12 protein-coding genes are annotated in these 18,970 nt (G+C 45.4%); all 12 read left to right on the plus strand.

From position 1 onward, the window contains the following. The first annotated feature begins 10 nt into the window (after positions 1-10). The 12 genes from Q1X33_RS05820 to Q1X33_RS05875 all read left to right on the plus strand — a co-directional run bounded on the left by Q1X33_RS05820 (position 11) and on the right by Q1X33_RS05875 (position 18,934). The gene (locus Q1X33_RS05820; protein WP_005227174.1) at positions 11-1,612 is read left to right on the plus strand and encodes a sugar ABC transporter substrate-binding protein; all 1,602 of its coding nucleotides are present in this window, start codon (positions 11-13) and stop codon (positions 1,610-1,612) included. 470 nt (positions 1,613-2,082) lie between these two features. Then, positions 2,083-2,685: a DUF624 domain-containing protein gene (locus tag Q1X33_RS05825; RefSeq protein ID WP_270787909.1), complete on the plus strand. Its 603-nt coding sequence runs from the start codon at positions 2,083-2,085 to the stop codon at positions 2,683-2,685. Continuing rightward, entirely contained in the window at positions 2,678-3,598 is a 921-nt protein-coding gene (locus Q1X33_RS05830; RefSeq protein ID WP_005227176.1) for an acetylxylan esterase, read from the plus strand. Before Q1X33_RS05825 ends, Q1X33_RS05830 begins: the two co-directional genes overlap by 8 nt. Then, the gene (locus Q1X33_RS05835) at positions 3,589-4,368 is read left to right on the plus strand and encodes an endonuclease/exonuclease/phosphatase family protein (protein WP_050759611.1); all 780 of its coding nucleotides are present in this window, start codon (positions 3,589-3,591) and stop codon (positions 4,366-4,368) included. Before Q1X33_RS05830 ends, Q1X33_RS05835 begins: the two co-directional genes overlap by 10 nt. A 6-nt stretch (positions 4,369-4,374) precedes the next feature. Then, positions 4,375-6,525, plus strand: coding sequence for a glycoside hydrolase family 3 N-terminal domain-containing protein (locus Q1X33_RS05840; protein ID WP_005227178.1), 2,151 nt, complete (start codon positions 4,375-4,377; stop codon positions 6,523-6,525). A 15-nt stretch (positions 6,526-6,540) separates the two neighbouring features. After that, positions 6,541-9,831, plus strand: coding sequence for an amylo-alpha-1,6-glucosidase (locus tag Q1X33_RS05845; RefSeq protein ID WP_034868865.1), 3,291 nt, complete (start codon positions 6,541-6,543; stop codon positions 9,829-9,831). A gap of 13 nt (positions 9,832-9,844) precedes the next feature. After that, complete coding sequence (locus tag Q1X33_RS05850; RefSeq protein WP_005227180.1) at positions 9,845-10,804, plus strand: LacI family DNA-binding transcriptional regulator; 960 nt, start codon at positions 9,845-9,847, stop codon at positions 10,802-10,804. Between the two features lie 634 nt (positions 10,805-11,438). Beyond that, positions 11,439-16,307, plus strand: coding sequence for a hypothetical protein (locus tag Q1X33_RS05855; protein WP_301969580.1), 4,869 nt, complete (start codon positions 11,439-11,441; stop codon positions 16,305-16,307). A gap of 14 nt (positions 16,308-16,321) precedes the next feature. Then, complete coding sequence (locus tag Q1X33_RS05860; protein WP_005227182.1) at positions 16,322-16,690, plus strand: LPXTG cell wall anchor domain-containing protein; 369 nt, start codon at positions 16,322-16,324, stop codon at positions 16,688-16,690. Beyond that, entirely contained in the window at positions 16,659-17,336 is a 678-nt protein-coding gene (locus Q1X33_RS05865) for a WxL domain-containing protein (protein WP_005227183.1), read from the plus strand. The genes Q1X33_RS05860 and Q1X33_RS05865 overlap by 32 nt, the downstream gene beginning before the upstream one ends. Before the next feature lie 45 nt (positions 17,337-17,381). Then, positions 17,382-18,182, plus strand: coding sequence for a WxL domain-containing protein (locus Q1X33_RS05870; protein ID WP_301969581.1), 801 nt, complete (start codon positions 17,382-17,384; stop codon positions 18,180-18,182). 11 nt (positions 18,183-18,193) lie between these two features. After that, positions 18,194-18,934 carry a WxL domain-containing protein gene (locus tag Q1X33_RS05875; RefSeq protein ID WP_005227185.1) on the plus strand — a complete coding sequence of 247 codons (741 nt, stop codon included), beginning with the start codon at positions 18,194-18,196 and terminating at the stop codon, positions 18,932-18,934. Positions 18,935-18,970: the final 36 nt, after the last annotated feature.

Raw genomic sequence — 18,970 nt, forward strand, 5'->3', positions numbered from 1 at the left:
AGGGATAGACATGAAAAAAGTAGTAGGCGGTTTATTGGCAGCATCAGCATTACTCAGCTTAGCAGCATGTGGCGGCAGCTCAGACAATGCCAGCAGTTCGGATTTTTCTATCAAAGATCGGTATGAGTTAGATGAAAAGACACCAGCATGGAAACTCGATACCAAAGAAGAACCAACCAAGATCACATGGTACATCAATTCAGACTGGACAGCTTTGCCATTTGGTGAAGATGTGACGACAGCCCAAATCAAAAAAGATTTGAACATTGATATTGAATTTATTTCAGGGGATGATTCGAAATTAAACGCTTTGATTTCAAGTGGTGATATGCCTGATATCGTGACGTTGATGGATAAAACCAGTCAAGCAGCCACAAAAGCTGATAGCTGGGCATACTCATTAAACGATTTAGCGGAACAATACGATCCGTATTTGATGAATGTCGTGACCGAAGATACCTTCAAATGGTTTGCTTTAGATGATGGCAAAACTTATGGCTATCCAAACTATTCCAACACAGCAGCAGACTACGAAAGCGGCAATATTCCCGTCAACGACAACTTTGTGATCCGTGAAGATGTCTATGAAGCATTAGGCAAACCAGATGTTTCAACTCCAGAAAACTATGTGAAAGTCATGAAAGAAATCAGCGAGAAATTCCCTGATTTGACACCAATGGGCTTCACAACGATCGGCGAAACAGCAGGACCATTCTTAGATAAATTGCAAGATTTCTTAGGTGTTCCATTAGAAGATGAAGATGGTGCGTTCTACGACCGTAATTTAGATGAAGAATATATCTCATGGTTGAAAACCTTCAATCAAGTGTATCGTGACGGCAACATCAGTGATGACAGCTTTACCGATGACGGTCCAACCTATGATGAAAAAGTAAAACAAGGGGATTATGCAACGATCTTAGTCGCAGGAACGAGCGGACAAGGCGGGAACTTCACTGAATTCATGAAAAACTCTGACACACGCTATATCGCAATCGATGGCCCTGCCAGCACGTCTGGTCGTGAAGCAACCTTGAACCAAACAGGAATCTCTGGCTGGTTGATCAACTACATCACAAAAGATGCGGCGGATCCAGCAAAAGTAACCCAACTCTTCACGTACTTGATCGATGAACCAGGACAAATTTTGACAAAATTCGGTGTTGAAGGCGTGACGTATGAATACAACGATGAAGGCAAAATCGATTACTTGCCAGAAATCAAAGAAATGGAACAAACCGACAACGAAGGCTACAACAAAAAATATGGTATCAGCCGTTTCAACTACTTTAACAATGACCGTGTCAATGCACTGAAAGTCAAAACCGAAAATGCGTTGACTCAAATGCAAGAGTGGGGCGAAGGCAAATTGTATCCACACTTTGTGATCGAAAATACGGATCCAGATGCTGGAACTGCTGAAGCACGTTCAAACACAGCCATCAAAACCAAAATCAACAGCACGATCATCTCACTGATCCGTTCAAAAGATGAAGGAACATTTGACAGCACACTAACCGACTTTGAAAGCTTCTTAGATTCAAACAACTGGGATGCAATCAAAGACATTAAAACTGAAAAAATGGCCGAAAACCGCGAACGACTAAAATAACCCCCATAGGAGAGGAAAGGAAGCCAAAAAAAAGACCTTTCCTCTCCTTTGCTTTGAATCACTGCGATTGGCTCGCGTAGTGAGACAGAGCAGATGATGAAAAGTACTAGGCGACCGCAGGGAGCGTAGTGTCCATACAAAGAATCACTGCGATTGGCTCACGTAGTGAGACAGAGCAGATGATGAAAAGTACTAGGCGACTGTAAGGAGCGTAGTGACCAACCAAAGAAACACAGGATTTGCGCGTACTTTGCGCAAAATCTGATGTTTCAAAGTACTAGGCGACCGCAGGGAGCGTAGTGACCGTACAAAGAATCACTGCGATTGGCTCACGTAGTGAGACATGCAAGCTGCAAGCTGCAACCCAGAAAACTGTACGTTGAGAAACGACCCAAATTCACAAGAAGGCAAGAAACAAGTTTACGTAGCACCCGCAGCACAAATCAGCAAGTTTTGATTGGAGGATCATAATGAATCGACTATTTTCTTATGAAGGATGGTACTATCGGGTCTTTGCTTTTTTAGCAGATATGATCATTGTTAGTTTTCTCTTTATGATTCCAGCAATGACGCCGATTCTCGCAGGACCAGCATTGATCGCGCTGTATCAGACGATCGATCAATTGTACAAGGAACGGGATGTCCCGATTTGGCAGCGATACAAGCAAGCATTCTTAAGCAACCTCAAACGTGGGCTCTTCTTAGAAGGTCTTGTTATTGCGTATGTCGCAGTCTTTGCTGGGTTGATCTATTCCTTGATGATGATTACACCTTACTTTGGCGTTTTAGCCGTGATCCTCGTTAGCTTGGCTGCGCTGTATCTCGTCGTGTTCGTTCTCTTGTACAGCTTGTTTGCCCAATCATTGCAAGAAACAGCAAAAGAAACGGCCTATGCGGTTCTTAGCAGTACGGCGAATGCGATCATTTTATTGGTGGTCCCCATTCTTGTCTTTGTATTGTGCAGCAAAGTGAACCTATTCTTATTTGTTTGTTTAGGGATCTCAGGCTCAGCCTTTGTCCAAGTGTTGTTTTTCAATAAAGTATTAGCGAAGGGGGAAGAGACAAATGACTGAATCCACAGCGACGGATCGATCCTATTTTTGGGCTTCGGTCCAACAAGAACTTGACGCCCTTCCGCTAGCCTTTGAAAGAACCAAACAAGCGCCTTTGCTGAAAGGGATCGATTGTTTTACGATTTCTTTTCAAAGTCTTGGTAATGAAACGATCTATGGGCATCTGCTGCTGCCAGAACAAGCGGCAGATTGTCCAATCGTGATTGATTTTTTAGGCTATATGAATCATGTGCAAGAACCGTTCCAATTTGCTCATTGGTTATTGATCGGCTGCGGCTGTCTTGTCATCGACAATCGCGGACAAGGGGGACGCACGCAAGATCAGGTTCCCTATGAAACCACGCAGCATGAAGCACCTTTTGGACGCGGCATCTTGAAAAAAGAAGATTTTTATATGAAGCGATTGGTCGCAGATAGTTTGCGCACACTAGAAGTCCTTCAACAGATACCGGAAATCGATCCGCAGCGCATTATTTTAAGAGGCGGCTCACAAGGAGGCGGCATCGCCTTATTGGTCAACGCATTAACGAACGTCCCGATTTTTGCGACGTTTGCCGATGTGCCAAGCCACTCCAATCTTGTCCATCGGATCGAACAAAAAACAGGAAGTTACCAGGTGATTCAAGAGTATATCGAACAATTTCCAGAAACGCGGGAAACGATCTATCAAGTCATGAGTTATTTTGATTTGAAGTATTTTGCTCATCAGATAACTGGTCCTGTTTATACATCGGTCGGCAGTGCTGATCCCATCTGTCCCATGGAAGATTTCTTCGTTTCCTATAAAAAGATTCCTGGACCGAAAGAATTGCGTATTTACTTAAATAAAGGGCATGGCGGCGGCGAAGCGAAACAAATCCGACGTGAGATGCAGCAAATCACAAAATTACTCAAAGGAAATGAATGCAGATGAAAGCAGCAACCTATAATCTACGAGTCGATACCGACTATGACCAAGAATGGCAATGGCACTATCGATCGGAGGCGGTCTGCTCCTTGATCGATTACTACGACTGGGATGTTCTGGCGATCCAAGAAGCTCGTCCCAGCCAATTTGCAGATTTAGCAAAGTTAACGCAGTATGCTTCCGTCACGGCTGAACGTGACGGTGATGGCTTAGGTGAAGGCATCGGACTGTATTATCAAAAAGAGGCTTTCGAGTTATTAGCTTCAGGTTCGTTTTGGTTGTCATTGACACCGACTGAACCAAGTATTCATCCAGAAGCTGCGTATTCACGCTTATGTGTTTGGGCAGTTTTGCAGGAAAAAAAGAATCCGCCGTTTCTTGCTATCACGACTCATTTAGATAATATTTCAGAAATGGCTCGTTTTGAAGGGATGAAAGTGATCCTTGAGCAGCTGGCAGATCAGATCGAACGTTATCCTGTATTGCTGATGGGCGACTTGAATGCGGAGCCAACGGAGCGGGTGCATCGGTACTTAGAGCAGCATTTTCAAAATGCCAAAGAACATGGACAGAAGCCCCATCATGGGCCAAAAGGCTCCTATCAAAACTTTATTTATACGTTACCATGGCAAGAACTAGAAGAAATTGATTATATCTATACGAAAGGCTTCACGGTGGTCAAAACCGCCTGTCTAACGGATTCTTATGATCGTCGTTTTCCCTCCGATCATTTCCCTTTAGAAGCAGAAGTCCAATTTGAAGAAAGCAAAGGATGAATAAAAATGGAACAGCAGAAATTAACCGAACTACTTTCAGAAATGACCTTAGATGAAAAAATCGATCAGTTGTTGCAACTGGCAGCGGCTTTTTATTCAGATAAAGCAGAAGAGAAAACAGGTCCGATGGGCGACTTAGGACTGACACAAGAAAACATCAACAATGCGGGAACAACGCTAGGTGTTTCTGGTGCAAAAGAAGCGATCCGCGTCCAAAAAGAGTATATCGCCAATAACCGCTTGAATATCCCGACGATATTGATGGCGGACATCATTCACGGCTTTCGGACGATTTTCCCGATTCCATTAGGATTAGGTAGTTCATGGGATTTGGCAGCAGCGGAGAAAATGGCGGAAGTATCTGCCAAAGAAGCAGCTGTTTCTGGCTTGCATGTGACCTTTTCACCGATGGTGGACTTAGTAAGAGACCCACGCTGGGGCCGTGTCATGGAATCGACGGGGGAAGATCCTTACTTGAACAGTCGCTTCGCTGAAGCCTTCGTCAAAGGCTATCAAGGGGATGATCTGCGAACGGATTTCAACCGCGTGGCTGCTTGCGTCAAACATTTTGCGGCTTACGGTGCGGCTATCGGTGGTCGCGATTACAACACGGTCAATATGTCAGAACGCCAACTGCGAGAAAGTTATTTGCCAGGCTATAAAGCAGCCCTTGATGCTGGTGCCAAGCTGGTGATGACCTCCTTTAATACGGTAGACGGCATTCCAGCAACGGCCAATCGCTGGCTTTTCCGCGATGTTTTGCGAGAAGAATTCGGGTTTGAAGGCGTTGTGATCTCTGACTGGGCAGCAATCAAAGAAGTGATCGCTCATGGCGCAGCGGAGGATGAAAAACATGCCGCTGAACTAGCCATCAAAGCTGGGGTCGATATCGAGATGATGACGACTTGCTACACCGATAACTTGAAAGAGTTGATCGCAGAAGGCACCGTTGAGGAAGCCTTAGTCGATGAAGCGGTGCTAAGAATCTTGACCTTAAAAAATGAGCTGGGGCTATTTGAAAATCCATACCGCGGCGCTGATGAAGCCGCTGAAGCAGCCACTGTTTTGTCTCAAGAACACCGAGAGATCGCCAGCGATATCGCAAAGAAATCAATGGTGTTGTTGAAAAATGAAGGTGTCCTGCCGTTGCAGAAAACCGAAAAAGTCGCGATCGTGGGCCCAGGTGCTCACTCCCGTGATCTATTAGGTGCTTGGTCTTGGCAAGGGAAACAAGAAGAAGTAGTGACTTTAGTGGAGGGTGCCCAAGCCTTGGGTGCGGATCTTTTGATCGGTCAAGAGCCCTTTGATTATTTTGCACCGTCTGAAGCGGCGATCCAAGAAGCGATCGAATTAGTGAAGGCAGCGGATAAAGTGGTCCTAGCGCTAGGAGAGCAGGAATGGATGAGCGGCGAAGCTGCCAGCCGCAGTGACATTCGTTTGCCGCAAGCCCAATTGTCCTTGGTTGAAACCTTGAAAGAATACAACGAGCAATTGATCGTAACTCTTTATAACGGTCGTCCTCTTGATTTGCAAGGTGTGGATGCAGCCAAAGCGATCGTCGAGGCTTGGTTCCCTGGAACCGAAGGCGGAAACGCACTTGCTCAGATCCTGTGGGGAGAATACAATCCAAGCGGTCGCTTGAGCATGTCATTCCCAGAAACCGTTGGACAAGTTCCTGTGTATTACAACGTTGACAATACCGGTCGTCCTTATGAAAGTGCACCGGATGAAAAATATGTCTCAAAATATTTGGATGTCTCCAATTATGCCAAATATCCATTTGGGTTTGGCTTGAGTTATAGCCCAGTTGCATATTCTGCGGTGACGTTGGATCAGCCGACTATGACCAAAGATCAAACGGTCACGGCTTCCATCACTGTTACGAACCAAGGAACAGCAGCGGTCTGGGAAACGGTCCAATGCTACATTCGCGATTTAGTCGGTGAAGTGGTTCGCCCAGTGAAAGAACTGAAAGGCTTTAAGAAAATTTGGCTAGAGGCTGGCGAATCAGCAACCGTTCAATTTGAGATCACGGAAGAACTGCTGCGCTATGTCCACAGCAACCAACAAGTAAGCAGTGATCCAGGGAAATTCCACATCATGATTGGTGGGAACAGCCGAGACACCCAACAAACAACCCTGCAATTAGTTAGGTAAGATAGGAAGGTTTCTATGACGAAAAAAATAGTGATGAATAACGCAAATACGACCGTGACGTTTTTACCAAACGGTGATTTATATGAGATCCAAAGTCACGGTGTGATGATCAATCAGTTGAACGGAAATGCGCTAGATGGTAGTTTGAATCAAATCTATCTACGTCTGCGAGAGGCGGGGGAGTTGTCCTTTATTCCCTTGATCGGTTCAAATGCTAACAGTGCCTTTGCCTACTCAGAAAAACAGCTGACTTGGACTGGGACCTACCAGTCCATCGATTACCAAGTTGATTTCCAATTGGCACAAGATTGCTGGTTCTGGCGGGTTCAATTGAGTGGTTCTGGGGAAGCGGAACTAGTTTACGGACAAGACCTTGGCAACGCAGCCAAAGGTGCTGTTCAATCCAATGAAGCCTATGTTTCGCAATATATCGACCATCATGTTAGCCATGATAAGGATCGCATCGTGCTTTCCTCGCGCCAAAATCAACCACAAAATGGTCAATTTCCATTAGTGGAACAGGGCAGCTTCCAAGCCTTGAAAGGCTTCTCGACGGATGGCTATCAATTTTTCGGTCGCAGCTACAAAGAAACGAATCAACCAGCTGCACTTAGCCAAGAAACGTTAGCCAATGAAGTGTATCAATACGAATTTGCCTATACGGCACTGCAAACGCAATGGTTGACGGTAAGTGAGACGCCTACGGAAATCGTTTTTTACGCAGCGGTCAAAGCCAATCAAGCGACGGCAGTCAATGAACCGCAGTTTGCACTTGAAACGCTGAAAGAAACGTATCAAGCCTTGTCCTTTGACTCGTTGCAAGCAACGGAGCAGCAACGAAAAAACTTCGGTCGACCGCTCACAGGGCTGACATTTTCCACAGAAGAAATCAACGAGCGGTTCCCGCAGCAAGAAGCAGTGGAAATCGTTGACCAACAGCTTTATTCCTTTTTTACCCCTGACTATCACCATGTCGTATTGAAGGAAAAAGAAGCACAGATGGAACGCTCCCATGGGCATATTTTGATGAGCGGACAAGAGTTGATCGTCGATCAACCCATTTTGAGCACGACTGTTTACATGACGGGGATGTTTAACTCCCAAATCGTATTAGGCAATACGAACATGAATAAATTGTTGAGTAATAGCCGCAACTCATTGAATCTGTTCAAACGTTCTGGTCAGCGGATCTATCTGAAAGACGGCGATCAATGGCGGATTTTAACGATGCCATCTGCTTTTGAAATGGGCTTGAATTCGGCGACGTGGTACTACAAAACAGCGGATGATGTCATTCAAGTAACGACCTTCACGAAAGCAAACGGACGCACGATCGCAACCACCATCACCAGTGAAGCAAGACGTGCCTACACCTGGGCCATCACTAATCAATTTGTGATGGGGATCGATGAAGCCGCACCAACTGCTACTGTTACGAAAGACCAACAATTGCTCATCATCAAAGGAACAGCGGATTCACCGATTGCGGAAACTTATCCAGAATTGACGTATTATCTCCATGCAGCTCAACCTTTTGAACTGACCGATGAAGCAATCTTCAATGTGGCCGCTGCTGATAGCACGACCGTATTGACCTTTGCAGAACAGGCGACGGTTTCCTTCGTGATCCAAGGCACACTGACTGGTGAACCCTTTGTTTCCGAAACGTTAGATCGCCAGCAAGAAGACACTGCCTATACGGCCTTTGTCGATGATTTGTTGAATCAGTTTGAATTGAAACATTCGCAGGCAGACGTTACATCCTTCAATCACTTGGCACGTTGGTACACCCACAATATGCTTGTTCATTACTTGTCTCCTCATGGTCTTGAACAGTACGGTGGTGCTGCTTGGGGGACTCGAGACGTTTCCCAAGGACCGACTGAGTATTTCTTAGCACTTAATCGTCCTGAAATGGTGGCGTCCATCATCGAGCATTTGTTTGAAAATCAATTTGCAGATGACGGCAACTGGCCACAATGGTTTATGTTTGATCGCTATGAGAAACAAAAAGCCGATGAGAGCCACGGAGATGTGATCGTCTGGCCAATGAAAGTCGTTAGTGACTATCTCGAAAAAACCAAAGATTTCGCGATTTTGGAAAAAGAACTGCCTTATACGGATCGCGCAACCTTCCTGAAAACCAAGACCAAAGCTTCGTTGTTTGATCATTTGAAAAAAGAAGTGGCGTATATCGAAGCGAACTTCTTGGAAGGAACGTACCTGTCTTGTTATGGCGATGGCGATTGGGATGACACGTTGCAGCCAAATAACAGTAAGTTGAAGAAACAAATGGCCAGCAGCTGGACCGTTGCGTTGACCTATGAAGTATTGAAAAAATTAGCCAGCCAGTTGCAGGCATTTGACCCAGAGTATGCCAAACATTTAACAGAACTGTCTAAGGGCATCAAACACGACTTTGAAAAATACATGTTAGCTGATAGCACGTTGCCAGGATTTGTCTATATGGAAGATAGCGAGCACGTTGAACTGATGGTCCATCCGACTGACAAGAAAACTGGTATCCAATACCGCTTGCTGCCCATGCAACAAAGCATGATCGGTGAGCTGTTATCTCCCGAACAAGCCGATCATCATGTGGCGATCATCAAGGAGCATTTGCAATTTCCAGATGGGGTGCGCTTGATGAATCGTCCAGCGACTTATGCGGGTGGTGTCAGCACCAATTTCAAGCGAGCAGAACAAGCAGCCAACTTTGGACGAGAAATCGGTTTGCAGTACGTTCACGCCCACATCCGCTTTACCGAAGCGATGGCGAAATTAGGTCGCGAAGAAGAGACTTGGCAAGCGCTTGGGGTCATCAATCCGATCCAGATCGCTCAACGGGTCGAAAACGCGGAGATTCGTCAAGCAAACGCGTATTTCAGCAGTTCTGATGGCGATTTCAAAACAAGGGTTGAAGCCCAAGAAAATTTTGGTAAACTTAAGGAGGCAGCAGTCGGCGTCAAAGGCGGCTGGCGCATCTATTCTAGTGGTCCAGGGATCTATATGAATCAGTTGATCAGCAATGTGTTAGGCATTCGTACCTTTGTTGATCACGTTGAACTTGATCCCGTCTTGCCAGCAGAGCTAGCAGGATTGACACTGACGTATCGACTCTTTGATCGGCCGGTCGAAATCGTCTATCATTCGGCAAGTACGCCGAAAGTATTGATCAACGGGGAAGAAATGTCCACTGAGTTTGCGGAAAATCGCTACCGTCAAGGTGCGCTTGTCCTGAAGAAAGCAGCACTTTGCGCCAAATTAAACGAAAACCAAACCAATACGATCGATATTTATCGTTAAGAAAGGAGAAGCCATGGTAGGAATCAAAGATATTGCCCAAAAAGCGGGTGTCTCCATATCCACCGTTTCGTATGCATTGAATGGCAGTCCAAAAGTGACCGAGGAAACCCGCGCGCGGATTCAAGCGATCGCAAACGAATTGAACTATGTTCCGAACATGGCTGCTCGCACACTGAAACGCAGACAAACCAACATCATCGGTGTTTATCTCGCCGATTATGCCGGAAGTTTTTATGGGGAATTGCTAGATGGCATCAAGAAAGGGCTGGAACTTTTCGGCTATGAAATGATCGTCTGCAGCGGCAAGAAATCACACTTGTTTATTCCTGAGCGGATGGTGGACGGTGCCATCATTTTGGATTGGACGTTTCCAGCAAAGGAAATCGAGCAATACGCCCAACGAGGGCATCAAATCGTCGTGTTAGACCGTGTCTTGTCTCATGAAAACATCCATCAAGTCTTGTTAGACAATAAAGGAGGGGCTGCGCTGGCGATCGATCGCTTGATCGCTGGACAAAGCCAAAAAGTCTTCCTCTTAGCAGGGCCAGAAAAAGGCTACGACAGTCGGGAGCGCTTGGAAGCCAGCACGAAAGAATTGACGCGCTTTGGTATTCCTTATGAAGTCATTCCTGGTGACTTCACGGAACCTTCTGGTTATCGAGCGGCAAAACAGCTCTTAGCAAATGATCCCCAGTTTCCCATTGATATCTTTGCCTTCAATGATGAAATGGCGATCGGGGTCTACAAATATGTCCGCGAGACCGACTATCGCATCGGAAAAGAGATCCGCATCATCGGGTTTGATAACACGGAATTAGGCGCTTTTGTGCAGCCGCGCTTAGCGACGATCTCCTATTCGAAACATCGATGGGGCATGGTGGCAGCTGAGAAAATCGTACAATCGATCCAAGGGGAACCAGTGGCGGACGAGCATATTTATACCACTTTTGTGGATGGCGGATCATTTATTTAATTGATCCATTAAAGAAAAAATAGTTGAAAAAGCCTCAAACAGAGAACGCTGTTTGAGGCTTTTTTTGCGTTATTTCAAAAATAACTTTACTTATTTTATCAAAAACAGTGATTTATAAAAAAAATAATAATTTTTATTTTGTTATTTTATATGCAATGGGATTTTTAAATAACGTTTTTTATTCATTTTTGATTATAACATTATCATTATCTACAGTCAGAAGATAGGAAGCGTTCTTTTAACTTATTATTTTTGGGAGATAGAAAAGCTTTTTTCTTCACGGGATTTTGTCAAATATTTTACCTTTTTATTTATTTTTCTCATCTTAATTTAATTGTTAGTGTTGATTTATCCCCCGTTTTTTGTATTATTTATGAAGGAGAAAAGCAGTTTTTTGAAAAGAATCGATGATTCATCCTGATAATTTGTGCTTTTTTTCAATCGATGAGTAACAGATAGCTATAAGATGTGGAAGTTACAAAAATCAGAATTATGAAAAATCAATTATAATCATAATTTTGAATGGAAGAAAAAAAGAATTATAATTCTCTTTCGCCAACTCGCTAAACTAAGAGTTGTAACACAGGGCGTGCACTGCGCGATACGTTTATTTTTTTAAGATAGGAGGGATAAAGTGAAACGGTTTTTAACAACTTTACTTGTTTTTCTACTAACATCAGGTCCGTGTTTTTCATATGCAATGGTAGTGGCACAAGCCGAAAGTGTTACAAAAACAAGTGAAGAACAAAGTATGTCTTCTTCTGACCCTGTCGTTTCATCGATCGACAGTCTGGAAGAGACGAAGGAAACTGAAGTGCAAGCATCTAGTGAACCTGCTTCGACAGATTCGTCTACAGGAGCCACTGACACAGCTTCATCTGAAACAGAAGCTTCACCGGAAGCTGCAGAAGAAGTACAGGTGACCTTTCTGACAGACACGGAGCATCTATTTGCTACCGGGGAAACCCGCACTCAGTTCAGCAAAAACAAAGGGGAAGCACTAAAAGAAAGTGAGTTGCCAGTTTTTGAAGATGATACTGCTTTTGAAGGCTGGTCGTTAGATGGCACGGTCTATACAAGTCAAGCGTTGACCGAATTGATTCTCACGGAGAACCAAACCTTAACTGCTGTTTTTAAACCGACGGTTAAGGCAAGAGCGGCGGACATCTCGTTGGCAGAGCAATCGATCAAAGAGATCATTGCAGAAGCCGATAAAACGAAAGTGATCGCTGTACCAAGCCCAGCTGGAGATGGATCAGCATATGCGGAATACACCAATAGTGCTGAAGGCATTCGTCAAGCGTTGTTTGATATGTATCAAAACGGCAATGGCCAAGAATTTGCTTTGTATGTTGGCTCGGGTGGATCGCTATCACTGCCAACGAATCTGACTTCAAAGACGATTCCAGCCACAGTCGATAATACCAACATGACTTTTTATGCGCTACAAGGAAAAGTCAGCCGCTTGATCATCACAGGGCATAGTGATGATCCCATCACCGATGCAACAACGTTGACCACTGGGAGTCGCACGGTTGCACTTGGCACGGACATTTACTTCGGTTCTGATGTAGTGATTCGAAACCTCAACTATAGTGGTACGAGGATGTACATGAATGGGTATAGCCTTTCATTGAACGGTGGGTCCACCGGGAATGGTCTTGCGATTTATGGGGGAAGCAACAATGGCGACCTTTCGGGAAACCCAACGATCACATTGAATGCGACAGGTTCAGGAACTTGGAACATTTATGGGGGGAATCAAAACGGTGGTACGTTGACCGGGAATACAGCGATTGTCGTAAATAATACAGTAGGTAATATCAGTACGATCGCTGGAGGTGCCAATATCGGTACGATTGATGGGAATACCAGTGTCACGATCAATCGTTTAAATGGCACATTAGGCAGTTATTATGGCGGTGGTCTTGGAACGAACGCTTCCAATACAGCCAATGTGACAGGCAATGTTGAAACGACGATTCAAACCACCAATGCAAGCTTCCGTTTAAGTACTTTTGCTGGTGGCGTTCAATATGGCAACATCAATGGAACGATCCGCAGTACGATCTCGGGTGCAGGCGGTTGGTCAGGGATATCCAATCGGTTTGTAGGCGGTTCATTTTATGGCAATATCGGCTCTGACCGTTCTAAGGATGCCATCGTGACTAACCTTGATGCCAGCAGCTATTCCACTGGTCGGAGTGAATTTGAAGGTGGCAATCGGAATACTGGTACTATCACAGGAAACATCGTCAATACCGTGAAAGCGGGACCGAGTGCCAGCGTCGGCGGAATTGGTGATTTTAACGGCGGTGGAGGAAACAACGTTAGTACCTTGACTCAAAGTTCAATGGGGGCTTCGAATACGACGACGTATGACAATTATACTCCGGAACAACGAGCAGCACTGGCAGAAGCAGCGGCAAGTTTTAAAGTTTATGGCGATATCACTTCTCATCTAGTCAGCGGTTCCTTTTCAAACGGTGCGATTTATTCGACGGCAGCTGGTCGAGGCGGCTATGTTGAGGGAAATACGACGATTGAAGTTGGTACGATCACTTCGGATGCTAGTCCTGGGGGAGATGGGATTGCTTACACAGGATCCAGACCGACAAATCTAGATTACTCAACGAGCAATAAAACGAGAGGCTATTCATCTGGATGGGATATCGTTGGTGGCGGCGGTTATCCAGGAACAGCTTGGGATATCTATATTAAAGGGAATACCAAAACGATCTTGAATAACACGGTTGCTCGCTGGACCTACGGTGGTTCCTTCTCAGGTGTCATTGAGGGAAATTCTTCCAATACTTTGAACTCTGGGATCGTCGATACGCTAGAAGGAACAGGCTATACTGGACGCCGTGTTTACGGAGATGGACGAACGACAGTAAATAATGGGCAAGTAGACTGGTTTTTATCTGGTGGCGGCTGGGATGACTTATTAGTGACCGGCAATGTCGCAGTAACGGTTTATGATGGGGTGATCAATGCCTCACTCGGTGCCTCTTATGGTGTCGCTTCTTCCCACACCATTAACGGAAACTCAGATAATCGAGTGTTTGGCGGAAACTTCTCAGGTACTCCGCGTACAGGGTCTAATGGTTTTTCAGGCGGTGTTACGAACAATGGACGGTTATTAGGAAATGCCAGTTTGACATTGGATTTGAGAAATTACGATGGTGAGTTTGCCCTTCCTTCTGGAACGAACATCTCAGGCGGTAATCCGTTTAACAGTACAAATATCGTTGGGACCGACAGCTCCAATACGATTACATTGAACATTTACACAAAGCCGGGGTCAGATGCGCTGAATGGGGCAACGATCTATGGTGATGGCGGACGGACTGCTAGCAATACGAGAAGCGGCAAAATTTATATGAATATCCAGGCGGAAGGATCAAGTATCGGGAATTTATACACCACGTATTATTCCAATATTTCTTCCAATCAAATTTTAAGAGATGTCGAGATGCGACTTCAAGGAGCCAAAAGTATCAATGGGATCTCAGGCGGAAACGCGTCAGATAACTTTACGAACACGATCGTAGCCAACAGCAGTAATCAAGTGATGATGAACTTTGGTGAAAATGTCGATGGGACAGCTTCTTATCAAACCGACCCGATCGCTGTGACAGGTCTGGGGATCGTCAACTTTACCGAATTGAATGTGACAAACGGCATCAAGCTGATGGCCAATGGGGGAGACATCAAAAATGGCCGTTCAGCGACTGCTGCCAATCACTCAACGACCTATCATCAGTTCGGTGACATCCATCTTTCCAAAGATGCTGGTATCGGGATTTCTTCCGCAACGAATTTGATTTCAGGAGCGAAGTTAACGGTAGAAGACAAAGGGACGATCGAGTCGCCGCCGGGAACGGGGCGAATCAATCTCTCGGATTTCGCCACACCAGATACGGATAAAGATCATTTAACGTGGCTGAAAACGACGACCAATGATGCAGGTTCTCGAGTCAACAGTCAAGGAACGTGGTTTGGGGCGGTTAGTGCCTATCAAGTACTGACCATAAATCCAACTGCTGCTAATGCTGCAGCAATCACGCCAATCAATTTCAGCGGGATCGAAAAAGCGACTGGGAAAACCTTCATCGGGGACAACGATGTGACCAATGCAGCCAATGGGTACGGTATTGCAATACCAGGCTCGATCATTAACTACGAAGTCGAAACACCAGGAGTCGCGAATGGGATCGGTGCCATTAGTCACAATGTAACGGCAGTCAAAGAGAACAATACGCCGCTGACTTTGCAAGCATGGGGAACTGAGCAGGCGGGGACACAGGTGCAAAAAGGGCGATTATTGATTCCCTACACGGTAACGGAATTGCCAACATTGACGTTCACACCAGAAACCCAAACGTCCGGTTCATGGGTCTATGCGGGTCAAATCAAATCCAGCAAGCTGGATAGCACGGAGCAGCAGTTGACGGAACAACCAGATTCAGAGCCAGTTGATTGGACGAGTCCTGATGGGGAGTATAGTTACGATATCAGTGTCCGCTACTCAAATAAGGCGGAAGTCCAAGCCCGCAATGTGATCCTTACAGAGCAAGAGGCACAATCGCTGACAAAAGAACAAGCCGTGACTTATCTCGAAGCCAGCGGGCGTCCTTTCTTTAAGGATACGCTGACAGATGAGGTCTTAGCTGTGATTCAAGAACCGTTAGAAACAGCGGTCTACCGCAAACAAGCGGTCACTTTTTCTGTAGGGGAAAACGATCAGAATCAGGCAGAAACTACCGTGAATCTGGTGGTGGTCAAAAATGAAAGTGTCATTTCTGCTGATCGGCAATTTGCCGTCTATGCAAAAGATGTCCGTTTGACCTTACCAGAAGCAACGGCGCTGACAGATGAAGCCGCTTTGGCAGACTATACCCAAGCAACCACGATTTTTGCAGATAATCGGGCAAATGTACCACCGACTGTCGATCCGCAAGCTTTTGCCGCGATCCAGCAAGCAACGGAAGATGAGCTGTTGAAAAATGTGTCAACGGCTTACCATTATGAAGCAGGCAGTCAACGGGCAGAAAAAGTCGTCAATGTCGCAGTTGCCGGCGAGCTTATTTTAAGCAGTGTGCCAACAGCCTTTGATTTTGGGCAGCAGAAAGTTGCTACAGAAACACAAGATTATTGGCCAACGATCACAGGCGAGCTAGCAGTGAAAGATACGAGAGGGTCCGAACGGAGTCCATGGCGCTTGACGGTCAAAGAGCAACAGCCATTAACGGATGGGACAGATCAATTAACCGATGTCTTCCGCTTTGTGACAAACGGTCAAGAACAGATGATAACCAGTGGGGAAATGATCATCGAGGAAACGGAATTGACAGAAAATGGCACATACGTCGTGAATCAGCACTGGGGCGAAAGTCAGAATGAAGGAATCAAGCTTACCGTTCCAGTCGAACAGCAAAAAGTCGGGGACTATCAAGGAACCTTGAGCTGGCAGCTAGTTTCGGCACCTGGCAACCCATAAAGGCAGGAAAATAAATGAAAAAAATCATGATCGGTATTATTGCTGGCTGTCTATTAATGTTTCCTCAGCTCGTTTCAGCAGCCGAAGCAGGTGCCTATGACAGCAATGGCATTACTTCCTTTTTCGGTGTCTATGAAGAACCAGTTGAGGAGCCAGAAGAGCCCGTAAAAGAACAGCCAGGGAATAAACAAGTAAATCAAAAAGGCAACAACATTCTGCCGGCAACAGGGTCGGATCACTTTAATAGCTATCAAAGCAGTGGTCTTGTCGTTTTGTTGGCAGCAGGAATCATTTTAATCAAAAGGAGAACAAAAAATGAAAAAACTTTTCTTGACGGCAGGCATTCTATTGATGAGCACAGCTCTGTTACCAACAACCGTTAATGCCGCTGAATACACCTCAAATGGAGCAATCACTTTTGAAGCGGACCCGAATCCAACCAATCCAGTTGATCCGACCGATCCAGAAAAACCAGTGGATCCCGTCGATCCAACCGATCCAGATGGACCAAACCCTGGAACAGCTGGACCATTATCGATCGATTTTGCTTCAAGTTTTCAATTTGGCAACCAACTGATCACTTCCGAAACAAAAGATTATTACGCACAGCTGCAAGAGTTCACAGCTGGCGCTGCTGGACCAAACTATGTGCAAGTAACAGATAAACGAGGAACACAAGAAGGCTGGTCATTGAGTGTTGTGCAAAACGGACAATTCAAAACGGCTGATGACGAAGAGCTAGTCGGGGCTTCATTATCGATCGCCTCAGGTGCAGCAACTTCGGTCACCGATATGCAGTATGCACCAACGGTTACGGCAAGTCATACCTTTGTACCCGATAGTGAAATCACATTGGTCAACGCACCTGTCGGAAAAGGAATGGGCACTTGGATCTACAAGTTTGGGAACGATGCAACGGAAGGGTCAACGGCAGTAAAATTAAATGTACCAGGCAGTTCCGTAAAATTAGCCAAAGAGTATCGGACGACATTGACTTGGAATTTAAAGAATGTCCCTGAAAGCAATTAAAATCACTGATTTTCAGTAAAACAGATAAAGGAGTGTCAAATAGAAATGAAAAAAACAGCATGGGTCTTTTTAAGTCTTGCCGTATTGGCAGCAGCGAGTGCAGCAACTGAGGTTTCAGCAGCTGAAGCGGCTTCTTACACCTCAAATGGGGCGGTTGATTTTATTCCAAATACCGATCCGACGAACCCAGTCAATCCAGAAAATCCAGATCCAGAAAACCCAGTCAATCCTGTGGATCCAACCGATCCAGATGGACCAAACTCTGGAACGAATGGACCATTATCGATCGATTATGCCTCTAGCTTAGATTTTGGCGTCAATAAAATCTCCAATAAAAACGAAGTCTATTATGCACGAGCACAAGGGTACTTGAATGACGATGACACAGTTTCTACATTAAAAACTGCCAATTATGTTCAAGTAACGGATAATCGCGGTAGCAATGCCGGTTGGCGGTTGTCTGTGAAGCAAAATGGTCAATTCAAAAACGAATCGACGTTGAATCAAGAATTGACTGGTTCTGTCATTACCCTAACAAGTCCTGCTGTTAAATCAAATGCGGTCGGCGTTACTGCTCCAGTGGCAGAAGCGACGATCATATTGGATGCAGCAGGTGCTGAATCAGTGGTGATGACCGCAGCAAATCAAACGGGTGCTGGAACATGGGTTAACGCTTGGGGAAGCGTTGAGACGGTCACTGAAATAGATAAGGATGGCCAAGAAGTACAAGCAGATGTTACCAAAGCAGTCGCACTTTCTGTACCCGGCAGCACACCAAAAGATGCCGTTAGCTACACGACTACACTAACTTGGGTATTATCAGATACACCAGGAACGGAAGGATAAGGAGTATAGACATGAAAAAAACACTAGCATTTCTCTCAGTATTAGGGCTAAGCTTCGCTGCTCCTGTGCTGGCACAAGCAGCGGACAGCGCAGAATACAATTCAAACGGACAGATCACTTTTGAACCAAATACAGACCCAACCAATCCAATCAGTCCAACAGACCCAGATCCAGAAAATCCGATCAAACCAGTTGACCCAACGGACCCAGATGGACCAAATCCAGGAACCAACGGACCGTTATCGATTGATTTTGCTTCAAGCCTTTACTTTGGCACGCAAAAAATCACCTCAAAAACAGAGATCTACCATGCGGAAACCCAAAAATACGTAGATTCAGCAAATGTGAATCAAGAAGGACCAAATTTTGTCCAAGTGACAGATAATAGGGGAACAGAGAGCGGTTGGACATTGAATGTTCGCCAAAATGGTCAGTTCAAAACAGCAGAAGATCAAGAATTGACCGCCGCGCAAATTCGCTTGACGAAGGGAACTGTAGTAACACCTTCCTTGTCACCAAAACCATCAAATGTGAGTGCAACGATCACATTGAATCCAAATGGTGCCCAATCCTTAGTGATGAGTGCCCAAGATGGCGAAGGGGCAGGGACCTATCTAATGAGCTGGGGCGATAGTTTAGCTGCAGCTATGGATAGCATTGAGTTGGAAGTTCCAGGCTCAACGACAAAATATGCCAGCCAATACAACACCACGTTTACTTGGTTACTGACAGACACACCAACAAACCCATAAGTACCAGCTTTCTCCTTGAACCCTTTCGTGGTTTAA

The sequence above is a fragment of the Enterococcus sp. B2E4 genome, from assembly GCF_030499455.1.
GTDB lineage: Bacteria > Bacillota > Bacilli > Lactobacillales > Enterococcaceae > Enterococcus_D > Enterococcus_D casseliflavus.

Bases quoted from the DNA above. Each gene is read 5' to 3' on its own strand.
- Q1X33_RS05820 (WP_005227174.1), top strand. From the start codon at position 11: ATGAAAAAAGTAGTAGGCGGTTTATTGGCAGCATCAGCATTACTCAGC.
- Q1X33_RS05825 (WP_270787909.1), top strand. From the start codon at position 2,083: ATGAATCGACTATTTTCTTATGAAGGATGGTACTATCGGGTCTTTGCT.
- Q1X33_RS05830 (WP_005227176.1), top strand. From the start codon at position 2,678: ATGACTGAATCCACAGCGACGGATCGATCCTATTTTTGGGCTTCGGTC.
- Q1X33_RS05835 (WP_050759611.1), top strand. From the start codon at position 3,589: ATGCAGATGAAAGCAGCAACCTATAATCTACGAGTCGATACCGACTAT.
- Q1X33_RS05840 (WP_005227178.1), top strand. From the start codon at position 4,375: ATGGAACAGCAGAAATTAACCGAACTACTTTCAGAAATGACCTTAGAT.
- Q1X33_RS05845 (WP_034868865.1), top strand. From the start codon at position 6,541: ATGACGAAAAAAATAGTGATGAATAACGCAAATACGACCGTGACGTTT.
- Q1X33_RS05850 (WP_005227180.1), top strand. From the start codon at position 9,845: ATGGTAGGAATCAAAGATATTGCCCAAAAAGCGGGTGTCTCCATATCC.
- Q1X33_RS05860 (WP_005227182.1), top strand. From the start codon at position 16,322: ATGAAAAAAATCATGATCGGTATTATTGCTGGCTGTCTATTAATGTTT.
- Q1X33_RS05865 (WP_005227183.1), top strand. From the start codon at position 16,659: ATGAGCACAGCTCTGTTACCAACAACCGTTAATGCCGCTGAATACACC.
- Q1X33_RS05870 (WP_301969581.1), top strand. From the start codon at position 17,382: ATGAAAAAAACAGCATGGGTCTTTTTAAGTCTTGCCGTATTGGCAGCA.
- Q1X33_RS05875 (WP_005227185.1), top strand. From the start codon at position 18,194: ATGAAAAAAACACTAGCATTTCTCTCAGTATTAGGGCTAAGCTTCGCT.